Genomic DNA, 19,539 nt, shown 5'->3' with positions numbered 1-19,539 from the left:
TTTGATCGGCGGGTGCCAACCGCCTTGGCACTGTTGCGCGAAAACCAAAGTGGCGGCAGCAGGCCGGCGAGCGGCTGCATCGGTGGCCGCGAAAACCAAACTATGCAATAGGCTTGGGCTGCGAACCACATGGTCTCGGAGCCGGTTGCCTCATGAACAGTTTTTCTTCCCGCGTCGCAGGCGCCGCGGAGGCGATCCGCGGGATCTTTCCGGAAACGCCGCTGCAGGAGAACGACTATCTGTCGAAAAAGACCAGCGCCCGCGTCCTCCTGAAGCGCGAGGACCTGACGCCGGTCCGCTCCTACAAGATCAGGGGGGCCTTCAACTTCTTCCGCAAGGCGCTCGCCGCCGGCAACAATGCCGAGCTGTTCGTCTGCGCCTCGGCCGGCAACCACGCGCAGGGCTTTGCCTTCGTCTGCCGTCATTTCGGCAAAAAGGGCGTGGTGTTCATGCCCGTGACGACGCCGCAGCAGAAGATCGACAAGACGCGCCTTTTCGGCGGCGATTTCGTCGAGATCAGGCTGGTCGGCGACTTCTTCGACGATTGCTATCGCGCCGCCTTCGAGTTCACCGAAGCCGCCGGCGCGCATATGGTGCCGCCCTTCGACCACAAGGATATCATCGAGGGGCAGGCGACGGTCGCCTATGAGATCGCAGCCCAGATGCCGGGCGGGCGCATGCCCGACATCGTCATGCTGCCGGTGGGCGGAGGCGGCCTGGCTGCCGGCGTCACCCACTATTTCGCCGACCAGCACCGTGAATTGCGCTTCGTGTTTTGCGAGCCGGCGGGCGCGCCTAGCCTTAGCGAGAGTCTCGCCGGCGGCAAGCGGATCAGGCTCGCCAAGGTCGACAACTTCGTCGATGGGGCGGCGGTGGCTGAAATCGGCCGCGAGCCGCTGCGCCATCTCAAGGAATTCACCGCCGACGCGGTGCGCCTTGTCCCGGAAAACCGGCTTTGCGCGACGATGATCGAGATGCTCAATGTCGAGGGCGTGGTGCTGGAGCCAGCCGGCGCATTGGCGATCGACGCGCTCAAGGATTTTTCCCGCAAGGAGATGAGGGGCAAGACCATCGTCGCGATCGTCTCGGGCGGCAATTTCGATTTCGAGCGCCTGCCGGACGTCAAGGAACGGGCGCTGCGTTTCGAAGGGCTGAAGAAGTACTTCATCATCCGCTTCCCGCAGCGGCCGGGCGCATTGCGCGATTTCCTCGAAATGCTCGGCCCGGACGAGGACATCACGCGCTTCGAGTATCTCAAGAAGTCGGCGCGCAATTTCGGCTCGGTGCTGATCGGCATAGAGACCAAGGACCGGCGCAATTTCGATCTGCTGAAGGCCAATTTCGACGCCGAGGGCGTGCAGTATCAGGACATCACCGACAACGAGACGCTCGCGGGGTTCATCATATGAGCGGGCCAAAAACGGGCGACAAAGGAACGGTGTTCGTAGCCCTGTTTTCCGGCATCAATGTCGGTGGCAACCGCATCGTCAAGATGGCGGAGCTGAGGTCGTTCTTCGAAGACCTCGGCTTCACAGACGTATCGACCTACGTGCAAAGCGGCAACGTCGTGTTTCGTGCCAACAACAGCGATGCTGTGGCGCTGACCAAAGCACTCGAAGCGGCCTTCGAGAAGAAATGGGGGTTCAATTCCCGCATCATGGTGCGCAATGCCGGCTGGTTCGAGCGCCTGGTGAAGGACAATCCCTATCCGGAGGTTGCGGGCGAGCCTACCAAGCTGCATGCCTATGCGTTGGAGCGAGAGCCGACCGCGGAAGAGGCGAAGCGGCTGGCGGAAAAGTGTGCCGGCCCAGAGCGCTTCGAGATCAAAGGCGACGTGCTTTACCTGCATGCGCCGGAAGGGCTTGGCAAATCGGTGTTTGCCAATCTTATTGGGCGAACGCTCAAGGTGCCGGGCACGGCGCGCAACTGGCGCAGCGTGCTTGCGCTGCTCGAAATGGCCAGCAAGGCCGCCGGCTGACGCTCAATTCTTTCAGGCAGCCTTCTGCCAGTCGAAGGTCAGCTCCTCGCGGAAGACGAAGCGCTTGATGTGGTCGGCGACCACGGTTTCCAGCCGCTCGAGCGAGGCGGCGTCGTCAGCGGCGACCGCGATGTGGAGAGCCTTGTCGTCTGCATCCATCACGGTGCGGCCGAGCGAGAGCTGGATGGCGCCGTGATGCGGGTCGAATTCGACCGGGAACTTGTGCGCCCAGTGCTTGCAGAGCTGCTGCAGATAGCGGCTGGCGTTTTCAGTGGCGACGTCGGCGCGGCTGGTCGGCATGAAATTCTCCCGGCGGATCAAGCCAGCCTGATCTGGCTGGCGCCACAAGCGCTTAGATAGGCGCGATCCGGCAAAACGCCATAGACCGGCCGGTCAAATCCCCGGGAGGGGCAGGCGCCTACCAGCTTCCCGTATTCGACATCGAGGCCCATGGCTCCGCCTTTGCCTTGGCCGGGCCTTTCTGCAGGAGCTCGATGGAAATGCCGTCCGGCGAGCGGATGAAGGCCATGTTGCCGTCGCGCGGCGGCCGGTTGATGGTCACGCCATTGTCCATCAGCTTCTGGCAGGTGGCGTAGATGTCGTCGACCTCATAGGCGAGGTGGCCGAAGTTGCGGCCGCCTTTGTACTCCTCCGGATCCCAATTGTAGGTCAGCTCGACCAGCGGCGCCTTCTCTGCAATGCCGCTTTGCTCGTCATCGGGCGCGGCGAGGAAGATCAGCGTGTAGCGTCCCTGCTCGTTCTCGTAGCGACGCACTTCCTTGAGGCCGAGCTTGTTACAGTAGAAATCGAGCGATTGATCGATGTCGGCGACGCGGACCATTGTGTGAAGATAGCGCATATCGGATTCCTCGCGGCGTTACGTTTGCGGCGCACCATAGGAGCCGCTCCGCCAAAGGGCAATCGTCCGACAAAACCGATGGAGTGATCGATTTCAGCCGCGCCTTTGCGCTTCAGGCCGCGCCGGTAAACAACAATTGAGGCTTTCCGGTGCTCAACGGTGAAAAAAGGCACGTCAGGTCTTGCACACCCCGGAAGCCGCAGTGTTAATCTGATGGCAAGAATCACTAGCGGTTGCAGTTGGAAAAGGGGGCGTTCTTATGGGGGAAAAAGCCTCTTTTACGAGGCGGGACGGAAGCCTTGACGACGCCTTGACGCGAGACAGTGGCGGCGACTCCGCCGGGCTTGTCGAAATCGCCGGCGCTATCAAATGGTTCGACGTGGCCAAGGGCTACGGCTTCATTCTTCCGGACGACGGCGTCTCGGGTGATATTCTCCTCCATGTGACATGTCTTCGAAGAGATGGCTTTCAGACCGCGCTGGAAGGCGCGCGCGTCGTCTGTCTCGTCAAGCAGGGCGAGCGTGGCCTGCAGGCGTTCCGGGTTCTTTCCATGGACGCCTCGACAGCGGTGCATCCGGCCGAGCAGGAGCAGCGCACGCATGTCACCGTGACTGCCGAGAGCGGGCTCGAGCGGGCGCTGGTGAAGTGGTTCAACCGCACCAAGGGCTTCGGCTTCCTGACCCGGGGCGAGGGCACCGAGGACATCTTCGTCCATATGGAGACGCTGCGCCGCTATGGCATTACCGAGTTGAGGCCCGGCCAGGTCGTACTGGTTCGCTTCGGACGCGGCGAGAAAGGCCTTATGGCCGCCGAAATACACCCCGATATGGGCACCTTGCCGGTCTCGCATTAAAGCGCGGCCCGACGCACTTTATTTTTGCTTGATGTATGTTCGCCAAAACCGCTTGGCAGTTTTGGGCGACATGCATCGGGCTCTCTCGATACGATCGGGATGCCCTGCCCGGTGCAAGGCCGTTCCTGTCCAAAAACCAGTTCCACTCGCTCGGATCATGGTCTAGGACAGGGCCTGGACGAGGTATCACATGGCTCATCGCAACTGGCTGACCGCAGGCGCGCTTTGCGCCGCCATCGCTCTGGCCGCCATTTTCAGCGCCTTGAAACCGAGTTCGGCGGACGGTCAGGCGATGATGCTGCCTGCCGATCCGACGCCGCTCGTCGCGATCACCGGCTCCGGCAAGCATTCCTTCTCCATCGAGATCGCCGACACCTCGGAAGAACGCGAGGCCGGGCTGATGTTTCGTAAGGACATGGCCGACGATCACGGCATGCTGTTCGTGTTCGAGCGGCCCGCTGAGGTGAATTTCTGGATGAAGAATACACCGATGCCACTCGACCTGGTCTTTATCGGCCAGGACGGCAGGATCAAGGCCGTCAAGCGTGGCGAACCGGAGTCGGAGGCGATCATCTCGCCCGGACAGCCGGTAAGCTTCGTGCTTGAGCTGAAGGCGGGAACGGCCGCCAAGGACGGTCTGAAGGACGGCGATCTCCTGCGTCACCCAGCGATCGATAAGACCTCGGGCGCCGGCTCCAACTGACCGCGGCTGCACCAGATGCAATATTTTTCCCATGACGGCTTCGAACTCGCTTACCTCGACCGCCGGCCGGCGTCCGGTCAGGGCGATCCGGTGCTGATGATCCACGGCTTCGCCTCCAGCCACTACGTCAATTGGGTCTCGCCGGGCTGGTTCAAGACGCTGAACGACGCGGGGTACCGCGCCATCGCCGTCGACAATCGCGGCCACGGTGCGTCGACGAAGAGCTACCAGGAGGCGGACTACACGCCGGCCAAGATGGCCTCGGACGCGGCCGCGCTGCTCGATCACCTCGGCATCGAGCACGCCCATGTCATGGGCTATTCGATGGGCGCGCGGGTATCCGCCTTCATGGCGTTGTCCAATCCGGACAAGGTGGCGACGCTGGTGTTCGGCGGCCTCGGCATCGGTCTTGTCGACGGCGTCGGCGACTGGGATCCAATCGCCGATGCGCTTCTGGCCGAGGATGCTGGTACGATCAGCCATGCGCGCGGCCGCTCGTTTCGCGCCTTCGCCGACCAGACGCGCAGCGACCGCCGGGCGCTGGCCGTCTGCATAGTCGGCTCACGCGCGTCAATGAGCGAGGACGATGTCGCGCGGATCGCCCAGCCGACCCTGATTGCCGTCGGGACCAAGGACGACATCGCCGGCTCGCCCGACGAGCTTGCCGCGCTGATGCCCCACGCAGAGGCTTTTCGCATCGAGGGCCGCGACCACATGCTCGCCGTCGGCGACAAGAGCTTCAAGCAGCGCGTGCTGGAGTTCTACGCCGAAAATCCGCTCTGACCCATACCGTCCGCTGCGGGCGACGACGCGTCTAAAGCAGGTTGCGCGAAACGCGACCTGCTTTTGACCTTTGCGATGTCCTTTTCCCGAAACTGGAAGCACTTCGGGGAGAATGCTTTAGCCGCGCGTTCTCCTGTCGGCGATGGATTTCGCCATGACGCAAAGCAGCTCGAACATCAGGTCGCGCCGGCAAGCGCCGTCATGCCGCCAATATCAAAAGGAGGCGCGACCTCGACGACGTCGGCTCCGGCGAAATTCAATCCGTCGAGCAATCGAACCAGCTCCTGCACCTCGCGGGTGGTGAAGCCGCCGAGCTCCGGTGTGCCGGTGCCAGGGGCCATCGACGGATCGATGCAATCGTTGTCGAAGGTCACGTAAGTGAGGCTGTCGCCGACAAGATCGCGTGCTTCCTGCATGACGGAAGCGGTGCCGCGTTTGACGAACTCTTCCATATATACGATGCGCACGCCCTGAGCGGTCGCCCAGTCGTGTTCGCCCGGCTCATAGATCGAGCCTCGAATTCCGATCTGAATAACCCGCTTCGGGTCGAGCAGCCCTTCCTCGATCGCGCGGCGAAAGGGCGTCCCGTGTGTATAGGGATTCTCGCCGAAGTAGCGGTCGTTCGTGTCGGAATGCGCGTCGAAGTGAATCATGCCGACGGGTTCCTTGCGGGCGATGGCGCGCAGCACCGGCAAGGTCGTCAGATGATCGCCGCCGGCGGCCAAAGGAAGAGCGCCGTCAGCAACGATGGCGGCAATGCCGTCCTCGATGCGCTTCAATCCGTCGAGCAAGTTGATCGGATTGACCGAGAGGTCTCCCACATCGGCGACATTGGCAATGCTGAACGGCTCGGTTCCCGACACGTGGTGGACGCGGCGCATCAGGCTCGACTGGTTCCTGATTTCGCGTGGACCGTGGCGGGCGCCGGCCCGATTGGTCGTGCCGCCATCCCAAGGAATCCCGACAAGGGCAATATCGAGCCCCTTCGCGTTCGGCACCGCCGGCAGCCGCATGAAGGTGGAAAGCCCGGCAAATCGCGGCACCTGGGCGGCGTCGACGGGTTGGAAGAAGTTGTTTTCGATGGTGTCGGTCATCTCAGAGGGCGTTCACGTTTGGCGTGGCGATCAGGTCTGTTGAGACTGGTCTTGCAGGACCTGCAGCGATCGGACCAGATTTTCCCTGGCCCGCGCCTCGAACCTATCGCGAAACGATTGTGTGTAGAAAATATGCGGACGGGCCAGGAAGCTCGTCAGGACAGCCGCGCGACCGGCGCGCCACATCGGTTCCTCGACCCAGCCATATTCGCGCCGGACCGCCTTCTCGTAAGCGTCGAAGCGGTTCGGGTCGGCACCGAGGATCGCGAAGTCCATGTCGAGGAAAAGGGCGGCATCACTCGCGGCACCCTCATCTTCGAGCGGCGGCAACTCGTGCGTGGCGGTGGCGCTGATCATGGCCAGAATCCGGGCAAGCCGGGCCGGGTCGGTGCGGCCGGAGAGTTTCCTTTCTGCGAGCACCGCGCTCTTTGCCTCGTTGTCCTTGGCGCGGCTGTCATAGACTGCGTCATGGAACCAGATCGCCGCTTCGACTGCTTCTGGATCATCAAGAAGGTGCCGGTGTTCGGCTGCCAACGCCAGCATCGCTTCGATGTGAGGCAAGCCGTGATAGTCGCGATCCGCGGTCTGATAGAGCGCGGCAAGCTCGCTTTTCAGCGCATCGTCGATCAAGGGTTCGTTTTCCATCGCCGCTTGAATCTCGGTGAACCAAGTTCATTTGACAAAGCACTAAGGAAAATTGAGTTCAACCGTGTTATGATCTGGCCTATATGTGCCGCCGGATGAATGAGCAGGCCGGAGACCGCCGATGAACAGCGTTACGATAGCCCGCCCCAGCATGGTGCAGCCGGTCGACCCGATCTGGCGCGCGATCAGGGATGAGGCGATGGAAGCGGTAAACCGCGATCCGTTGCTGGCTGCTTTCCTCTATTCCACCATCCTCAACCAGGAGAGCCTGGAAGAAGCGGTCATTCACCGCCTGGCCGAGCGCCTGGCGCATCAGGATATCGGTTCCGACCTCATCCGGCAGACCTTCAAGGCGATGCTTGCCGACGATCCGGAGTGGAGCACGACGGTCCGCGTCGACATTCAAGCCTACTACGATCGGGACCCGGCCTGCGACCGCTTCATCATGCCGGTGCTCTATTTCAAGGGCTTTCATGCCATCCAGACGCACCGTTTGGCGCATTGGCTGTGGAACCAGGGCCGCAGGGACTTCGCGCTTTATCTGCAGAGCCGCTCGTCCTCGGTGTTTCAGACAGACATCAACCCGGCTGCCCGCATCGGCAAGGGCATTTTCCTCGATCACGCCACCGGCCTGGTGGTCGGCCAGACCGCCGTCATCGAGGACGACGTCTCGATCCTGCACGGCGTGACACTGGGCGGCACCGGCAAGGCCAGCGGCGACCGCCATCCGAAGATCCGCCGCGGCGTCCTGATCGGTGCCGGCGCCAAGATCCTCGGCAACATAGAGATCGGCCATTGCTCGAAGATCGCGGCCGGTTCGGTGGTGCTGTCGCCCGTGCCGCATAACAAGACGGTCGCCGGCGTGCCGGCGCGTGTCGTCGGCGAGACCGGCTGCGACCAGCCCTCGCGACAGATGGACCAGCTCCTGCCCTCGCAGACGATGGACCACGTCGTCAGCTTCGACATCTGATTCTGCGGTCATCGCCAGTGGCCGGAGTCCGGTCGCCACTCAAGGCTCGGTTGTAATGCTGCCGGCTTGCCTTTACATCGCCATCGTCGGCGTGTCAGAAGCGCGTTCCAACGAACAGCCGCATTCGGAGAAGACTTTTGAAGCCAGACGAAATCAGAAAGCTGGACGCCTACTTCAAGCGCGTCTTCCAGAATCCCAAGCTGCAGGTGAAGGCGCGCCCGCGCAAGGAAGACTCTGCCGAGGTCTATGTCGGCGACGAATTCCTCGGCATCGTCTTCAAGGACGAGGACGACGGCGACTATAACTTCTCGATGGCGATCCTCGACGTCGACCTGGCCTAATCCGGCTTTCCGGCCGGGCTCGCCATGCCGCCCCGGTCGGAAACACCCCTGCGTGATTTTCCGGCTAGTCCACGCAGTGCCGCGGGATATGCACCCGCCGCCAGTCGGTCGAGCCTTCCCGCACCACCACCCGCCGCGCCACCCTACGGTATGAGGGCGCGATTTCCGTGATGCGCCGCTCTCCTGGCCGCACCAGCACCTCGCGGGCGACGCCTTCGTATTCGGCCGGAAAGACGACGCGCCGGACGCGCTCCGGCTCGACGATGACCGTTGTGGCAACCCGCGCGTAGCGCGCCTTACGCCACACCTTGCACAGCACCTTGCGGCCGTGGATGACCCGCCATTCCCAGGCATAGCCGCCGTTATCCACCTTGACCGTGTCATAGACGGTGCGCGTCACGGCCGGTACGACTTCATAGCTGATGCGAGGCGTGGCGATCTGTTCGATGCTCTCGGTCGTGCCGTAGATCGGCGGGTCATAGTGGACGAGCTGGCCGCCGGGGCTCACCACCACGTCTTCATAGACCGTGTCGCAGATCGCCGGCCGATGCACCGGCTCGTAGCATTCGAGCGTGCGGCCGCCGGCCGCGGCCTGCGACACGGCCGCAAGCATTGCGAGGCTGGTCGAGGCGAGCGATGCGGCACCCTTGCGAAGGGAGCTCTTGCAAAAGGAACTCGTGCAAAAGGAACTCTGGCTAAACACGACGTTCACCCGTTGAAAAAAGGACGCCGGTTCAACGCGGGAGCGTATCGGAAGGTCCGCCATGGACGGGGATTTCACGGCTTGTCGTTAAGCAGCGCGGTTAAGAAACTGCTACCGTGGCGGCCGGGTAGCGCCCTCGCATTTCGGGCAAAGGGCCATCTCCGGCGCAACCCGCAGCATTTCCTTGGGCCGAGCCGCTTGCTTCGACTTAACCAGATGGCTAGGAGGGGCGGCCTTGCGCTAGGGTGAGCCGGCATCCTATTTAGGATTCAACGATCCAGAACCGATTCCGCCCGATTGCTCACGTCTACGGCGCCGGAATCCATCCAACAAGGGTAGTCCATGAAGAACCCCGTCGAAACCTACATGAACCTCGTTCCGATGGTGGTCGAGCAGACCAATCGCGGCGAGCGTGCCTACGACATCTTCTCCCGCCTGTTGAAGGAACGCATCATCTTCATCACCGGCCCGGTCGAGGACGGGATGGCGACGCTGGTTTGTGCACAGCTTTTGTTCCTCGAGGCGGAGAACCCCAAGAAGGAAATCAACCTGTACATCAACTCGCCGGGCGGTGTGGTGACATCGGGCATGGCGATCTACGACACCATGCAGTTCATCAAGCCGGCGGTATCGACGCTCTGCATCGGCCAGGCAGCCTCGATGGGCTCGTTGCTGCTTTGCGCCGGCCACAAGGATATGCGGTTTGCCACGCCGAACGCCCGTGTCATGGTCCATCAGCCGTCCGGTGGCTTCCAGGGCCAGGCGTCGGACATCGAACGTCATGCGCAGGACATCATCAAGCTGAAGCGCCGCTTGAACGAGGTCTATGTCAAGCACACCGGCAAGAGCTATGACGAGATCGAGCGGACGCTCGACCGCGACCATTTCATGACCGCCGACGAGGCCAAGGAGTTTGGTCTGATCGACAAGGTCATCACGACGCGCGAACTTGGCGAAACCCCCGCCGCATAGGCTCTGATTGGGGGCTGAATGGCGGGATAACGCGCTTTTGGCGCGGCTTGCGGCATTTCGGCCACAATTGCCTGTTCCCTCAAGGTTCGGGATTGCCTACGTTAAGGCTATGTTGATTTTCGACGGCTTAGCTTTGCATGGGGTTGCTGCGAATCATTGTCGCGTTTTCTGATTGTGTTTCGGACGGAATGCGCTGTGTGAGCCGGGGCACTGGCGCCGCCGGATTCCTGCGATAGATTGGTGAGACGCCAATGCGACCAGACCATCGGCTGGCAGGGCGGTGAAAGGACAGAAAAATGAGCAAAGTTAGCAACAACGGCGGCGATTCAAAGAACACGCTCTATTGCTCGTTTTGCGGCAAAAGCCAGCACGAAGTGCGCAAGCTGATCGCCGGTCCGACCGTCTTCATCTGCGACGAGTGCGTCGAACTCTGCATGGACATCATCCGCGAGGAGAACAAGACCTCGATGGTGAAGTCGCGCGAGGGCGTGCCGACCCCGCAAGAGATCCTCAAGGTTCTCGACGACTATGTCATCGGCCAGCCCTACGCCAAGCGGGTGCTGTCGGTGGCGGTCCACAACCACTACAAGCGCCTCGCGCATGCCGGCAAGAACAACGACGTCGAATTGGCAAAGTCGAACATCCTGCTGATCGGGCCGACCGGCTGCGGCAAGACGCTGCTCGCCCAGACGCTCGCCCGCATCATCGACGTGCCTTTCACCATGGCCGACGCCACGACGCTGACCGAAGCCGGTTACGTCGGCGAGGACGTCGAGAACATCATCCTGAAGCTCTTGCAGTCGGCCGACTACAATGTCGAACGTGCGCAGCGCGGCATCGTCTATATCGATGAGATCGACAAGATCTCGCGCAAGTCGGACAACCCGTCGATCACCCGCGACGTCTCGGGCGAGGGCGTGCAGCAGGCGCTGTTGAAGATCATGGAAGGCACAGTGGCCTCCGTGCCGCCGCAGGGCGGCCGCAAGCACCCGCAGCAGGAATTCCTGCAGGTCGACACCGCCAACATCCTGTTCATCTGCGGCGGCGCCTTTGCCGGACTGGACAAGATCATCTCGGATCGCGGCCGCAAGACCTCGATCGGCTTCGGCGCAACCGTGGCGTCGCCCGAGGATCGCCGCACGGGCGACCTGTTCCGCCAGGTCGAGCCGGAGGATCTTTTGAAATTCGGCCTGATCCCGGAATTCGTCGGCCGTCTGCCGGTTCTGGCGACGCTCGAGGACCTCGACGAGCCGGCGCTGATCCAGATCCTGACGGAGCCGAAAAACGCGCTGGTCAAGCAGTATCAGCGGCTGTTCGAGATGGAGAATGTGGATCTCACCTTCCACGAGAACGCGCTGTCGGCGATCGCCAAGCGCGCCATCGAGCGCAAGACCGGCGCGCGCGGCCTGCGTTCCATCATGGAAGCGATCCTGCTCGATACGATGTTCGAGCTCCCGGCGCTGGAAGGCGTGCGCGAGGTGGTGATCTCGGAAGAGGTGGTCTCGGGTAACGCCCGGCCGCTTTACATCTATTCCGAGCAGAAGGAAAAGAAGGGCAATGTCAGCGCCTGAAATGGCACTGATCCGGCAAATTTTCATGGAACGGCGCCCGTGTGGCGCCGTTTTGCTGTGAGGGGCTTACCTGTAGGTGATGGAGTGGCTGATCAAAGCATGCTAACCCTTGATCTTTGCACCGCCCGCATCCACCTAACAGCGGAAGGCCGAGGGCCTCAATTCTGCGCTGTAAAATTCCCGTCACAAACGGTGGTAGGCGGAACGACGCTCGGTCGTTAATATAAGATTCGCGGTTGGCTCAATTAGCGGCCGCGACATGAAAGGTTGGACAATGGCCAAAATATCCAGGGCTTCCGGCGACGGCGTGTTTGCAGTCCTCCCACTGCGCGACATCGTCGTGTTCCCGCACATGATCGTCCCGCTCTTTGTCGGGCGTGAAAAGTCGATCAAGGCGCTGGAAGAAGTGATGGGTCAGGAAAAGCAGATCCTGCTTGCCACCCAGATGAACGCAGCCGACGATGATCCTGAACCCGATGCGATTTTCGACATCGGCACGCTCGCCAATGTGCTGCAGCTCCTGAAGCTTCCCGATGGCACTGTGAAGGTGCTGGTCGAGGGCGCCTCGCGCGCCAAGATCGTCTCGTTCACCGAACGTGCCGACTTCCACGAGGCCCGCGCGACCGCGTTGGTCGAGCCGGAGGAGGAAGAGGTCGAAATCGAGGCGCTGGCCCGCTCGGTCGTCACCGACTTCGAAAACTACGTCAAGCTGAACAAGAAGATTTCGCCCGAAGTGGTAGGTGCCGCCAGTCAGATCGACGACTATTCCAAGCTCGCCGACACCGTTGCCTCTCACCTGGCCATCAAGATCCCCGAGAAGCAGGAGATGCTCGCCACGCTCTCCGTCAAGGAGCGTCTCGAGAAGGCGATGGGCTTCATGGAAGCCGAGATTTCCGTGCTGCAAGTGGAGAAGCGCATCCGCAGCAGAGTCAAGCGCCAGATGGAGAAGACGCAGCGCGAGTACTACCTCAACGAGCAGATGAAGGCGATCCAGAAGGAGCTCGGCGAGGGCGAGGACGGCCGCGACGAGGCTGCCGAGATCGAGGCGCGCATCAAGAAGACCAAGCTTTCCAAGGAAGCCCGCGAGAAGGCGGAAGCCGAGTTGAAGAAGCTGCGGTCGATGTCGCCGATGTCGGCTGAATCGACGGTCGTGCGCAACTATCTCGACTGGCTGCTGTCGATCCCGTGGGGCAAGAACTCCAAGGTCAAGCAGGATCTCGGCTACGCCCAGGACGTGCTCGACGCCGATCACTTCGGCCTCGACAAGGTCAAGGAGCGCATCGTCGAGTATCTCGCCGTGCAGAGCCGTCAGAAGAAGATCAAGGGTCCGATCCTGTGCCTCGTCGGCCCGCCCGGCGTCGGCAAAACCTCGCTCGGCAAGTCGATTGCCAAGGCCACGGGGCGTGAGTTCATCCGAATGGCGCTCGGCGGCGTGCGCGACGAGGCCGAGATCCGCGGTCACAGGCGGACCTATATCGGCTCGATGCCCGGCAAGGTCATCCAGTCGATGAAGAAGGCCAAGAAGTCCAACCCCCTCTTCCTGCTCGACGAAATCGACAAGATGGGCCAGGACTTCCGCGGCGATCCGTCGTCAGCCCTGCTCGAGGTGCTCGATCCGGAGCAGAACTCGACGTTCATGGACCATTACCTCGAAGTCGAATACGACCTGTCGAGCGTGATGTTCGTGACGACGGCGAACACGCTGAACATCCCTGCGCCCCTGATGGACCGCATGGAGATCATCCGCATCGCCGGCTACACCGAGGACGAGAAGATCGAGATCGCCAAGCGGCACCTGATGCCGAAGGTGATCCGCGATCACGCGCTGCAGCCGAACGAGTTCTCGGTCGGCGAGGACGCGATCCGCGGCATCATCCAGACCTACACCCGTGAAGCGGGCGTCAGAAGCCTCGAGCGCGAGCTGATGAAGCTCGGGCGCAAGGCGGTGACCGAGATCCTGAAGACGAAGAAGAAGACGGTGAAGATCACGGCCGATAACCTCGCCGATTATCTCGGCGTGCCGCGCTTCCGCTTCGGTCAGGTCGAGGCCGACGATCAGGTCGGCGTCGTCACGGGTCTTGCCTGGACGGAAGTCGGCGGCGAGCTGCTGACGGTCGAGGGCGTCATGATGCCCGGCAAGGGACGCATGACGGTGACCGGCAACCTGCGCGACGTGATGAAGGAATCGATCTCTGCAGCGGCCTCTTACGTCCGCTCGCGGGCCATCGATTTCGGCATCGAGCCGCCGCTGTTCGACAAGCGCGACATCCACGTCCACGTGCCGGAGGGCGCGACCCCCAAGGACGGCCCGTCGGCGGGTGTGGCGATGGTGACGGCGATCGTGTCCGTGCTCACGGGTATTCCGGTCCGCGCCGATGTGGCAATGACCGGCGAGGTGACGCTGCGGGGCAGGGTGCTGCCGATCGGCGGCCTGAAGGAGAAGCTGCTTGCCGCGCTGCGCGGCGGCATCAAGAAGGTGCTGATCCCGGAAGACAATGCCAAGGACCTGGCGGAGATCCCGGACAACGTGAAGAACAACATGGAGATCATTCCGGTGTCGCGGGTCGGCGAGGTGCTGAGGCACGCGCTGGTCAGGATGCCGGAGCCGATCGAATGGGTCGAGCCGGTCAATCCGCCGGCCGGCGCGGACGCCGGCGACGACGCCGGCAAGTCGCTTGCGCATTAGTTTCTTCTAAGGTTGCAATGCACAAAGAGAGAGCCGGGCTTTCAGCCCGGCTTTTTCATGTGAAAAATCTCCGAAAAAGTGGAAAAAAGCCCGGAATTCTGCGGTTTTCGGCTTGGGTTCCGGAACGCTTCTTTCTAAAGTCCGTTTCCTGCCGGATGAGTCGTAGTTCCGGTTTTCTCATGGAAGGGAATTTTTATGAACAAGAACGAACTGGTGTCCGCCGTCGCCGACTCCGCAAGCATTTCGAAGGCTGATGCGCAGTCCGCCGTCGATGCGGTGTTCTCTGTGATCACTGGCGAACTGAAGAAGGGCGGCGATGTCCGGCTTGTCGGCTTCGGAAATTTCACCGTGTCAAAACGTGCTGCTTCGACCGGCCGCAACCCGCAGACCGGCGCGGAAGTGAAGATTCCGGCGCGCACCGTGCCGAAGTTCTCGGCCGGCAAGGGCCTCAAGGACGCGGTCAACTAAGACCTTTTCTTTTTAAGATCAGATGAGCCGGGCTTGCCCGGCTCTTCCTTTTTGTGACCCGCGGCAGGGGCACATGTGTGGCATCAGCCGGTAGGCGCGTCGGCGCGCATCAGGCCTTCTTGCTTGAGATCCGCCCACAAGGCTGCCGGGATCTTGACGTCGAGCAGCGCACGGTTGCTTTCGACTTCGGCCGGCCGTTGGCCGCCGGGTATTACCGACATGACGGAAGGGTGCCGCAGCGGGAACTGCAACGCCGCCTCGATCAGACGCACGCCATGGCGCTTGCAGACCGCCTCGATGCGTGCCACGCGATCGAGCACGTCTTTTGGCGCCTCTGTGTAGTTGTAGAAGGCGCCGGGCTTCGGCCCTGTCGCCAGGATGCCGGAATTGTAGGGCCCGCCAAGAACGATGCCGATGCCGCGCTTCTCGCAGAGCGGCAGGAAGCTCGCAAGCGCATCCTGCTCGAGCAGCGTGTAGCGGCCGGCGAGCAGAAAGAGGTCGAAATCGCCGCGCTCGGCGAGCGTCTGGCAAACCTGCCACTCGTTGATACCGCCTCCGAAGGCCTTGATCACGCCCTGGTCACGCAGCGCGAGCAGCGCGTAATAGCCCGACGACATGAACTCCTCGATGCGCCGGTCGGAAGCCTCCTTGCTGCCATGGGTGAAGATGTCGACATCGTGCACATAAAGGATGTCGATGCGGTCGACGCCGAGACGCTCCAGCGAGGCCTCGAAGGAACGCATCACGCCGTCGTAACTGTAATCGTAGACTTCCCGGCGCGAGGGCGTCTCGAAGAACTTGCCGATGCCGGTTCGCTGGTCGGGCGCAGAGACGCGCATGAGGCGGCCGACCTTGCTCGACAGCACATAGTCTTCGCGTTTCTTGCCGCGCAGGAAGGGGTTGAGCCGGGTTTCGGAAAGGCCGAGGCCATAGAGCGGAGCGGTGTCGAAATAGCGGCAGCCGGTTTTCCATGCCGCCTCCAGCGTGGCATTGGCATCCTCGTCCGAGACGGCGCGGTAGAGATTGCCGAGCGGCGCGGTGCCGAAACCAAGCTCGGTGAAGGTGATGCCGCCATTGCCGATGCGGTCGAAATGCCGTGTCTTCATATCCGCACGATGTCCTGGATTGATTTGTCTGACATGACACTATCACGCCGGTGGCACAGCAAAAGCGCCGAGGCTCGTTGGACACGAATTTTCGCGGTGATAGCATGAACGAAAACAAGCGTTTCGCGCCGAACGCGACCGCAAAGCCGCATGCCTATCAAGACATCGGCAGACAGGATTAGGCAGCCATGACGCAAGCCGGATCGGAGTTGTTTGCGACAGCGCTGGGCGAGCTCGGCGCCGTGTTGGGGCGCATCGATGACGGTCGGGTTGACGCCGCCTGCGCAATGCTCGCCGGCGCTGGGAAGATCGTCGTCTATGGCTGCGGCCGCGAAGCGCTGCAGGTCAAGGGTTTCGCAATGCGGCTCTTCCATCTCGGCCTGCCGGTTTCGGTGGTCGGCGATATGACCACGCCGCCACTCGGCCAGGGCGATGTATTCCTGGCGAGTTCCGGACCGGGCGAGACCGCCACCGTTCTCACCTTGATGCGCGTGGCCAGGGCGGCCGGCGCCAAGGTGGTGTTGCTCACGGCCGAACCGGCGGGCAGCGCGGCAAAGCTTGCGGACTTCACGCTGCTCGTTCCGGCCCAGACCATGGCGAGCGACCAAGGCGCCGCCAGAAGCTCGGTGCTGCCCATGGGCTCGCTGTTCGAGGGAGCGCTTTTCCTGGTGTTCGAGGTGATGGTGCTGAAACTCAAGGCGCTCACCGGCGCAACGCCGGAGACGATGCGCACCCGGCACACCAACATGGAGTAGGGGCATGCGCTACGAACTGATGCTGCCGCACCAGATCCGCAACGCGATCGAGGAGAACTGGCCGGTCGCGCTGCCGCTCGGCGTGCTCGAATACCATGGCGAGCACATGGCGGTCGGCATGGACACGCTGGCCGTCATCAAGACGCTCGAGCTTATCGAGAAGGAGCGGGACATCGTCATCCTGCCGCCCTTCTATTATGGCGCGGCAAGTTATGCCGTGGCGCCGCCGGAAGGCAGCGGCTCGGTGCAGGTCGGCGGTCCGGTGCTGGCGCCCTTTGCGGAGGAACTGTTCTACGGCCTGCTGCGCATCGGCTTCCGCAACATCCACGCCATCATCCATCACCAGACCGAGAATTTCGTTGCCGGCATGCCGACCGATCTCGCCTTCAAGACCGCCGGCCGGCAGGCGATTTTCCGCTTCCTGGAGAAGGAACGCGGCGAGGGCTGGTGGGGCTCGGACACGATGGTCGACTACTATGCCGGCCATGCCCAGGGCGAGAACGTCTTCAACTGGGTGCAGGTGCACCCGCTGATGCCGGCCACAATGACCGGCAAATATCCGTTCGACCATGCCGGCATCGGCGAGACATCGCTGATGCAGGCGCTATGTCCCGAAGCGGTGGATGCCGGTCATTTCGCGGACAATACCGGCTGGTACACAAAAGGCGCATCGGATGCCTCGGCCGAGCTGGGCCGGAAGGGTGTGGCGATGATCCTCGAGCATTTGCGGGCGATATTGCGGGCCTAGCTCGCTTCTCCCACAAGAAGGGGGGAAGGCGGCTACTTCACCGAACCGGCCGTCATGCCCATGATCAGATAGCGTTCGAGCGCGATGCCGATGATCGCCAGCGGCGTGATGGCTGCCGTCGCCAGGGCTGCCATCGACCACCAGTTGATACCTTGCGAGCCGGTCTGGCTCGCCACCATCACGGGGATGGTCTTGGCATCCGTCGACGTCAGAAGGGCGGCGAAGAAATATTCGTTCCAGCAGAGCACCATCGCCAGGATGAAGGCGGCGACCATGCCGGGGAGCGCGATCGGCATGACAATGCGGAAGAAGGCGCCCCAGATCGACAGGCCGTCGACGAGTGCCGCCTCCTCGAGCTCGACGGGAATGGAGTTGAACTGGTCGCGCATGATCCAGATGACGATCGGCAGCACCATCAGCGTGTAGAGGAGCACAAGGCCGATGCGGGTGTCGAGCAGGGCCACTTCGCGGTAAAGCACCAGGAAGGGCAGCGCCAGCACCACGGGCGGCAGGATCAGCTGCGAGAGGAAGAAGAAGGAGATATCCTCGTTCTTGAACCAGGCGAACTTGTAGCGGTAACGCGTCAGGCCATAGGCGGCCAGGCTGCCGATAATGATGGCGAGGCTCGACGCGCCGACAGAGGTAATGACCGAGTTCATGAAGCGTTTCAGGAACTCGTCGCGCACCGTCGAGGTCTGGACGATCGAATCCGGCGACAGGCCGAGTGAGCGCCAGCCCTTCCAGTCTGGCTGGAAGTCGACGAAGGGGATGAGGTGCCCCTGCGTGACATCGACCGCCGACTTGAACGAAGTGGTGATCGTCCAATAGATCGGGAACAGGCAGACGAAGGACCAGAACACCAGGGCGCCATAGATGAAGACGCGGCTGGCGAGGAAGGCCGCCGGGGAGCGGATTTCGGAAACGGTATATTCGGTGGTCTGGACGCTCATATGGACGCTCAGTTGACGTTGCGCACGAAGCGACTGGCGAGCTTCAGCAGCCAGGTGACAAACACGACGATGATGATCAGATAGACCATGGCGAGCATGGTGCCGTAGCCGACATTCGAACGGTCGCGATATTCGCGGTAGATGAAGCTCGAAACGGAATCGGTCGCGCCGCCGGGCCCGCCGGACGTCACCGTAATGATGATGTCGGCGAGCTTCAGCTTGAAGATGATGCGCAGGATCACCGCCGTCACGGACACGGGCAGCATCAGCGGGAAGGTAACCTGCCAGAAGGTCTGCCATGTCGTCGCGCCGTCGACGCGCGCCGCCTCGATCACCTCACGCGACATGGCCTGCAGGCCGGCGAGCAGCATGATCATCATGAACGGAATGAAGGTCCAGGCGTCGAGCACCATGATCGAGATGCGCGCGATGATCGGGTCGGAGAAGAAGGCGGGATTGTCCCAGCCGAGATGGCGCGCCAGCGTCGATGCCGGTCCGAACCGGTATTCCATCAGCGACTTGCCAACCATCCAGGAGACCGCCACCGGCGACAGCATGAGCGGCAGCAGGAAGACCACACGGAAGAATTTTCTGGCGCGGATCTGCGCGTTGAGCAGCAGCGCCAGTCCGAAGGCGATGACATATTCGACTAGCACCGCCAGCACATAGAGGACCATGTTGAAGAGCGCGTTGCGGTAGTAGGGGTCGGCCAGCATCTGCCAGAAATTGTCGAGACCGTTGAACCTGCGGCCAGCGAAGGAGCTGAGGTTCCAGTCGGTCAGCGCGATATAGAAGCCGAACAGCGTCGGGAAGATCACCATGGCGACGGTGAAGAGCAGCGCCGGCAGCAGGAACAGCGCGCGCTGGCCGTCCTCGCCGCGCGTCAGCACTTGCCAGGCGCCGAGCGCCACGCCCCACAGCACATAGGCGTAGACCACCGGACGCCAGGTATAGAAGCCGATCGTGTCGACCTCAGTCTTGTAAAGGATCTGCATGACGATCGTCGCCAGCAGCACGAGCGTCGCGGCGATCATCAGGGCCCAGCCGAGGCGCTTGCGGCCGGGAGGGATCAGATCGGCCGCTGCGGAGTTAGCCGGCCATGCATTGGCGGTTGAAGTCTGCTCAGCCACGCCTCTCGCCTCTACCTTGCTTTGATGCAATTCCGGAGGAAAACCGCTTCACGCTTTTCCTGGAATTGCTGGAAGTCCAAATGACCGGCCATTGCCGGTCAACATGCGGCCCCGCGCCGCGGGGGCCCGGGCCCGCCGTATGACGGGGCCGCCGAACATCCGCGCGAGGGGTTGTTTGGGGGGTTTTTGTTGTAGCGGGCCCGATGGGGGGGGGGCGTGTACCC

Annotated in this window: 20 protein-coding genes and 1 pseudogene; 13 read left to right on the top strand and 8 right to left on the bottom strand. The window is 62.2% G+C overall.

The annotated features are described in order from the left end of the window. Window positions 1-152: 152 nt before the first annotated feature. Complete coding sequence (gene ilvA, locus P9230_RS01725) at window positions 153-1,409, top strand: threonine ammonia-lyase IlvA (RefSeq protein ID WP_278117156.1); 1,257 nt, start codon at window positions 153-155, stop codon at window positions 1,407-1,409. Next, the gene (locus P9230_RS01720; RefSeq protein ID WP_278117154.1) at window positions 1,406-1,978 is read left to right on the top strand and encodes a DUF1697 domain-containing protein; all 573 of its coding nucleotides are present in this window, start codon (window positions 1,406-1,408) and stop codon (window positions 1,976-1,978) included. Before ilvA ends, P9230_RS01720 begins: the two co-directional genes overlap by 4 nt. A gap of 12 nt (window positions 1,979-1,990) precedes the next feature. Here the strand turns inward: P9230_RS01720 and P9230_RS01715 are convergent, their stop codons facing one another. Together P9230_RS01715 and gloA are read right to left on the bottom strand one after the other, a co-directional pair. Beyond that, window positions 1,991-2,278, bottom strand: a complete 288-nt coding sequence (locus P9230_RS01715) for a DUF2218 domain-containing protein (RefSeq protein ID WP_278117152.1) — start codon at window positions 2,276-2,278, stop codon at window positions 1,991-1,993. 118 nt (window positions 2,279-2,396) lie between these two features. Continuing rightward, window positions 2,397-2,837, bottom strand: coding sequence for a lactoylglutathione lyase (gloA, locus tag P9230_RS01710; protein WP_066998873.1), 441 nt, complete (start codon window positions 2,835-2,837; stop codon window positions 2,397-2,399). 259 nt (window positions 2,838-3,096) lie between these two features. On the opposite strand from gloA, the gene P9230_RS01705 reads away from it, so the two are divergent. The 3 genes from P9230_RS01705 (at window position 3,097) to P9230_RS01695 (ending at window position 5,176) form a co-directional block, all read left to right on the top strand. Further along, on the top strand, window positions 3,097-3,690 hold the full coding sequence (locus P9230_RS01705; protein ID WP_278117150.1) for a cold-shock protein: 594 nt from the start codon (window positions 3,097-3,099) through the stop codon (window positions 3,688-3,690). A 190-nt stretch (window positions 3,691-3,880) separates the two neighbouring features. Continuing rightward, on the top strand, window positions 3,881-4,393 hold the full coding sequence (locus P9230_RS01700) for a DUF192 domain-containing protein (RefSeq protein WP_095825234.1): 513 nt from the start codon (window positions 3,881-3,883) through the stop codon (window positions 4,391-4,393). Window positions 4,394-4,408: 15 nt separating this feature from the next. Further along, on the top strand, window positions 4,409-5,176 hold the full coding sequence (locus P9230_RS01695) for an alpha/beta hydrolase (protein ID WP_095779572.1): 768 nt from the start codon (window positions 4,409-4,411) through the stop codon (window positions 5,174-5,176). A gap of 117 nt (window positions 5,177-5,293) precedes the next feature. Here P9230_RS01695 and speB read toward each other — a convergent pair. Both speB and P9230_RS01685 read right to left on the bottom strand, forming a co-directional pair. Beyond that, window positions 5,294-6,258 (bottom strand): annotated as a pseudogene (gene speB / locus P9230_RS01690) (agmatinase). Window positions 6,259-6,300: 42 nt separating this feature from the next. After that, window positions 6,301-6,915, bottom strand: a complete 615-nt coding sequence (locus P9230_RS01685; RefSeq protein ID WP_278117147.1) for a hypothetical protein — start codon at window positions 6,913-6,915, stop codon at window positions 6,301-6,303. A gap of 121 nt (window positions 6,916-7,036) precedes the next feature. Between P9230_RS01685 and cysE the strand changes: the two genes are divergently transcribed. Next, window positions 7,037-7,885, top strand: coding sequence for a serine O-acetyltransferase (gene cysE, locus P9230_RS01680; protein WP_067328223.1), 849 nt, complete (start codon window positions 7,037-7,039; stop codon window positions 7,883-7,885). A 137-nt stretch (window positions 7,886-8,022) separates the two neighbouring features. Continuing rightward, window positions 8,023-8,226: a DUF3126 family protein gene (locus P9230_RS01675; RefSeq protein WP_040969488.1), complete on the top strand. Its 204-nt coding sequence runs from the start codon at window positions 8,023-8,025 to the stop codon at window positions 8,224-8,226. A 64-nt stretch (window positions 8,227-8,290) separates the two neighbouring features. Here P9230_RS01675 and P9230_RS01670 read toward each other — a convergent pair whose 3' ends face one another. Then, the gene (locus P9230_RS01670; RefSeq protein WP_278118312.1) at window positions 8,291-8,839 is read right to left on the bottom strand and encodes a hypothetical protein; all 549 of its coding nucleotides are present in this window, start codon (window positions 8,837-8,839) and stop codon (window positions 8,291-8,293) included. 432 nt (window positions 8,840-9,271) lie between these two features. Between P9230_RS01670 and clpP the strand changes: the two genes are divergently transcribed. From clpP to hupB, 4 genes are all read left to right on the top strand, one after another. Beyond that, on the top strand, window positions 9,272-9,901 hold the full coding sequence (gene clpP, locus P9230_RS01665) for an ATP-dependent Clp endopeptidase proteolytic subunit ClpP (RefSeq protein WP_066998854.1): 630 nt from the start codon (window positions 9,272-9,274) through the stop codon (window positions 9,899-9,901). A gap of 296 nt (window positions 9,902-10,197) precedes the next feature. After that, complete coding sequence (gene clpX, locus P9230_RS01660; protein ID WP_059185169.1) at window positions 10,198-11,472, top strand: ATP-dependent Clp protease ATP-binding subunit ClpX; 1,275 nt, start codon at window positions 10,198-10,200, stop codon at window positions 11,470-11,472. Between the two features lie 274 nt (window positions 11,473-11,746). Then, on the top strand, window positions 11,747-14,158 hold the full coding sequence (gene lon / locus P9230_RS01655) for an endopeptidase La (protein ID WP_067328448.1): 2,412 nt from the start codon (window positions 11,747-11,749) through the stop codon (window positions 14,156-14,158). A gap of 195 nt (window positions 14,159-14,353) precedes the next feature. Continuing rightward, a complete protein-coding gene (hupB, locus tag P9230_RS01650; RefSeq protein ID WP_027166452.1) occupies window positions 14,354-14,626 on the top strand; it encodes a DNA-binding protein HupB in 273 nt (90 codons plus the stop codon). A gap of 83 nt (window positions 14,627-14,709) precedes the next feature. On the opposite strand, the gene P9230_RS01645 is transcribed toward hupB, so the two are convergent. Continuing rightward, complete coding sequence (locus P9230_RS01645) at window positions 14,710-15,732, bottom strand: aldo/keto reductase (protein WP_278117144.1); 1,023 nt, start codon at window positions 15,730-15,732, stop codon at window positions 14,710-14,712. Window positions 15,733-15,920: 188 nt separating this feature from the next. Here P9230_RS01645 and P9230_RS01640 point away from each other — a divergent pair, with 188 nt between their 5' ends. Both P9230_RS01640 and P9230_RS01635 read left to right on the top strand, forming a co-directional pair. After that, window positions 15,921-16,487, top strand: a complete 567-nt coding sequence (locus P9230_RS01640; RefSeq protein WP_278117142.1) for an SIS domain-containing protein — start codon at window positions 15,921-15,923, stop codon at window positions 16,485-16,487. A 4-nt stretch (window positions 16,488-16,491) separates the two neighbouring features. After that, window positions 16,492-17,235 (top strand): creatininase family protein, encoded by a 744-nt coding sequence (locus tag P9230_RS01635; protein WP_278117140.1) that lies wholly within the window; start codon window positions 16,492-16,494, stop codon window positions 17,233-17,235. Window positions 17,236-17,267: 32 nt separating this feature from the next. Here P9230_RS01635 and P9230_RS01630 read toward each other — a convergent pair whose 3' ends face one another. Both P9230_RS01630 and P9230_RS01625 read right to left on the bottom strand, forming a co-directional pair. After that, on the bottom strand, window positions 17,268-18,185 hold the full coding sequence (locus tag P9230_RS01630; protein WP_067328232.1) for a carbohydrate ABC transporter permease: 918 nt from the start codon (window positions 18,183-18,185) through the stop codon (window positions 17,268-17,270). 8 nt (window positions 18,186-18,193) lie between these two features. Beyond that, complete coding sequence (locus P9230_RS01625) at window positions 18,194-19,315, bottom strand: sugar ABC transporter permease (protein ID WP_095802242.1); 1,122 nt, start codon at window positions 19,313-19,315, stop codon at window positions 18,194-18,196. Between the last annotated feature and the right edge of the window lie 224 nt (window positions 19,316-19,539).

It is taken from the genome of Mesorhizobium sp. WSM4887 (assembly GCF_029625865.1).
Taxonomy (GTDB): Bacteria; Pseudomonadota; Alphaproteobacteria; order Rhizobiales; family Rhizobiaceae; genus Mesorhizobium.
The sequence above is the reverse complement of the archived record's forward strand: the minus strand, read 5'-3'. Positions and strand labels throughout refer to the sequence as shown.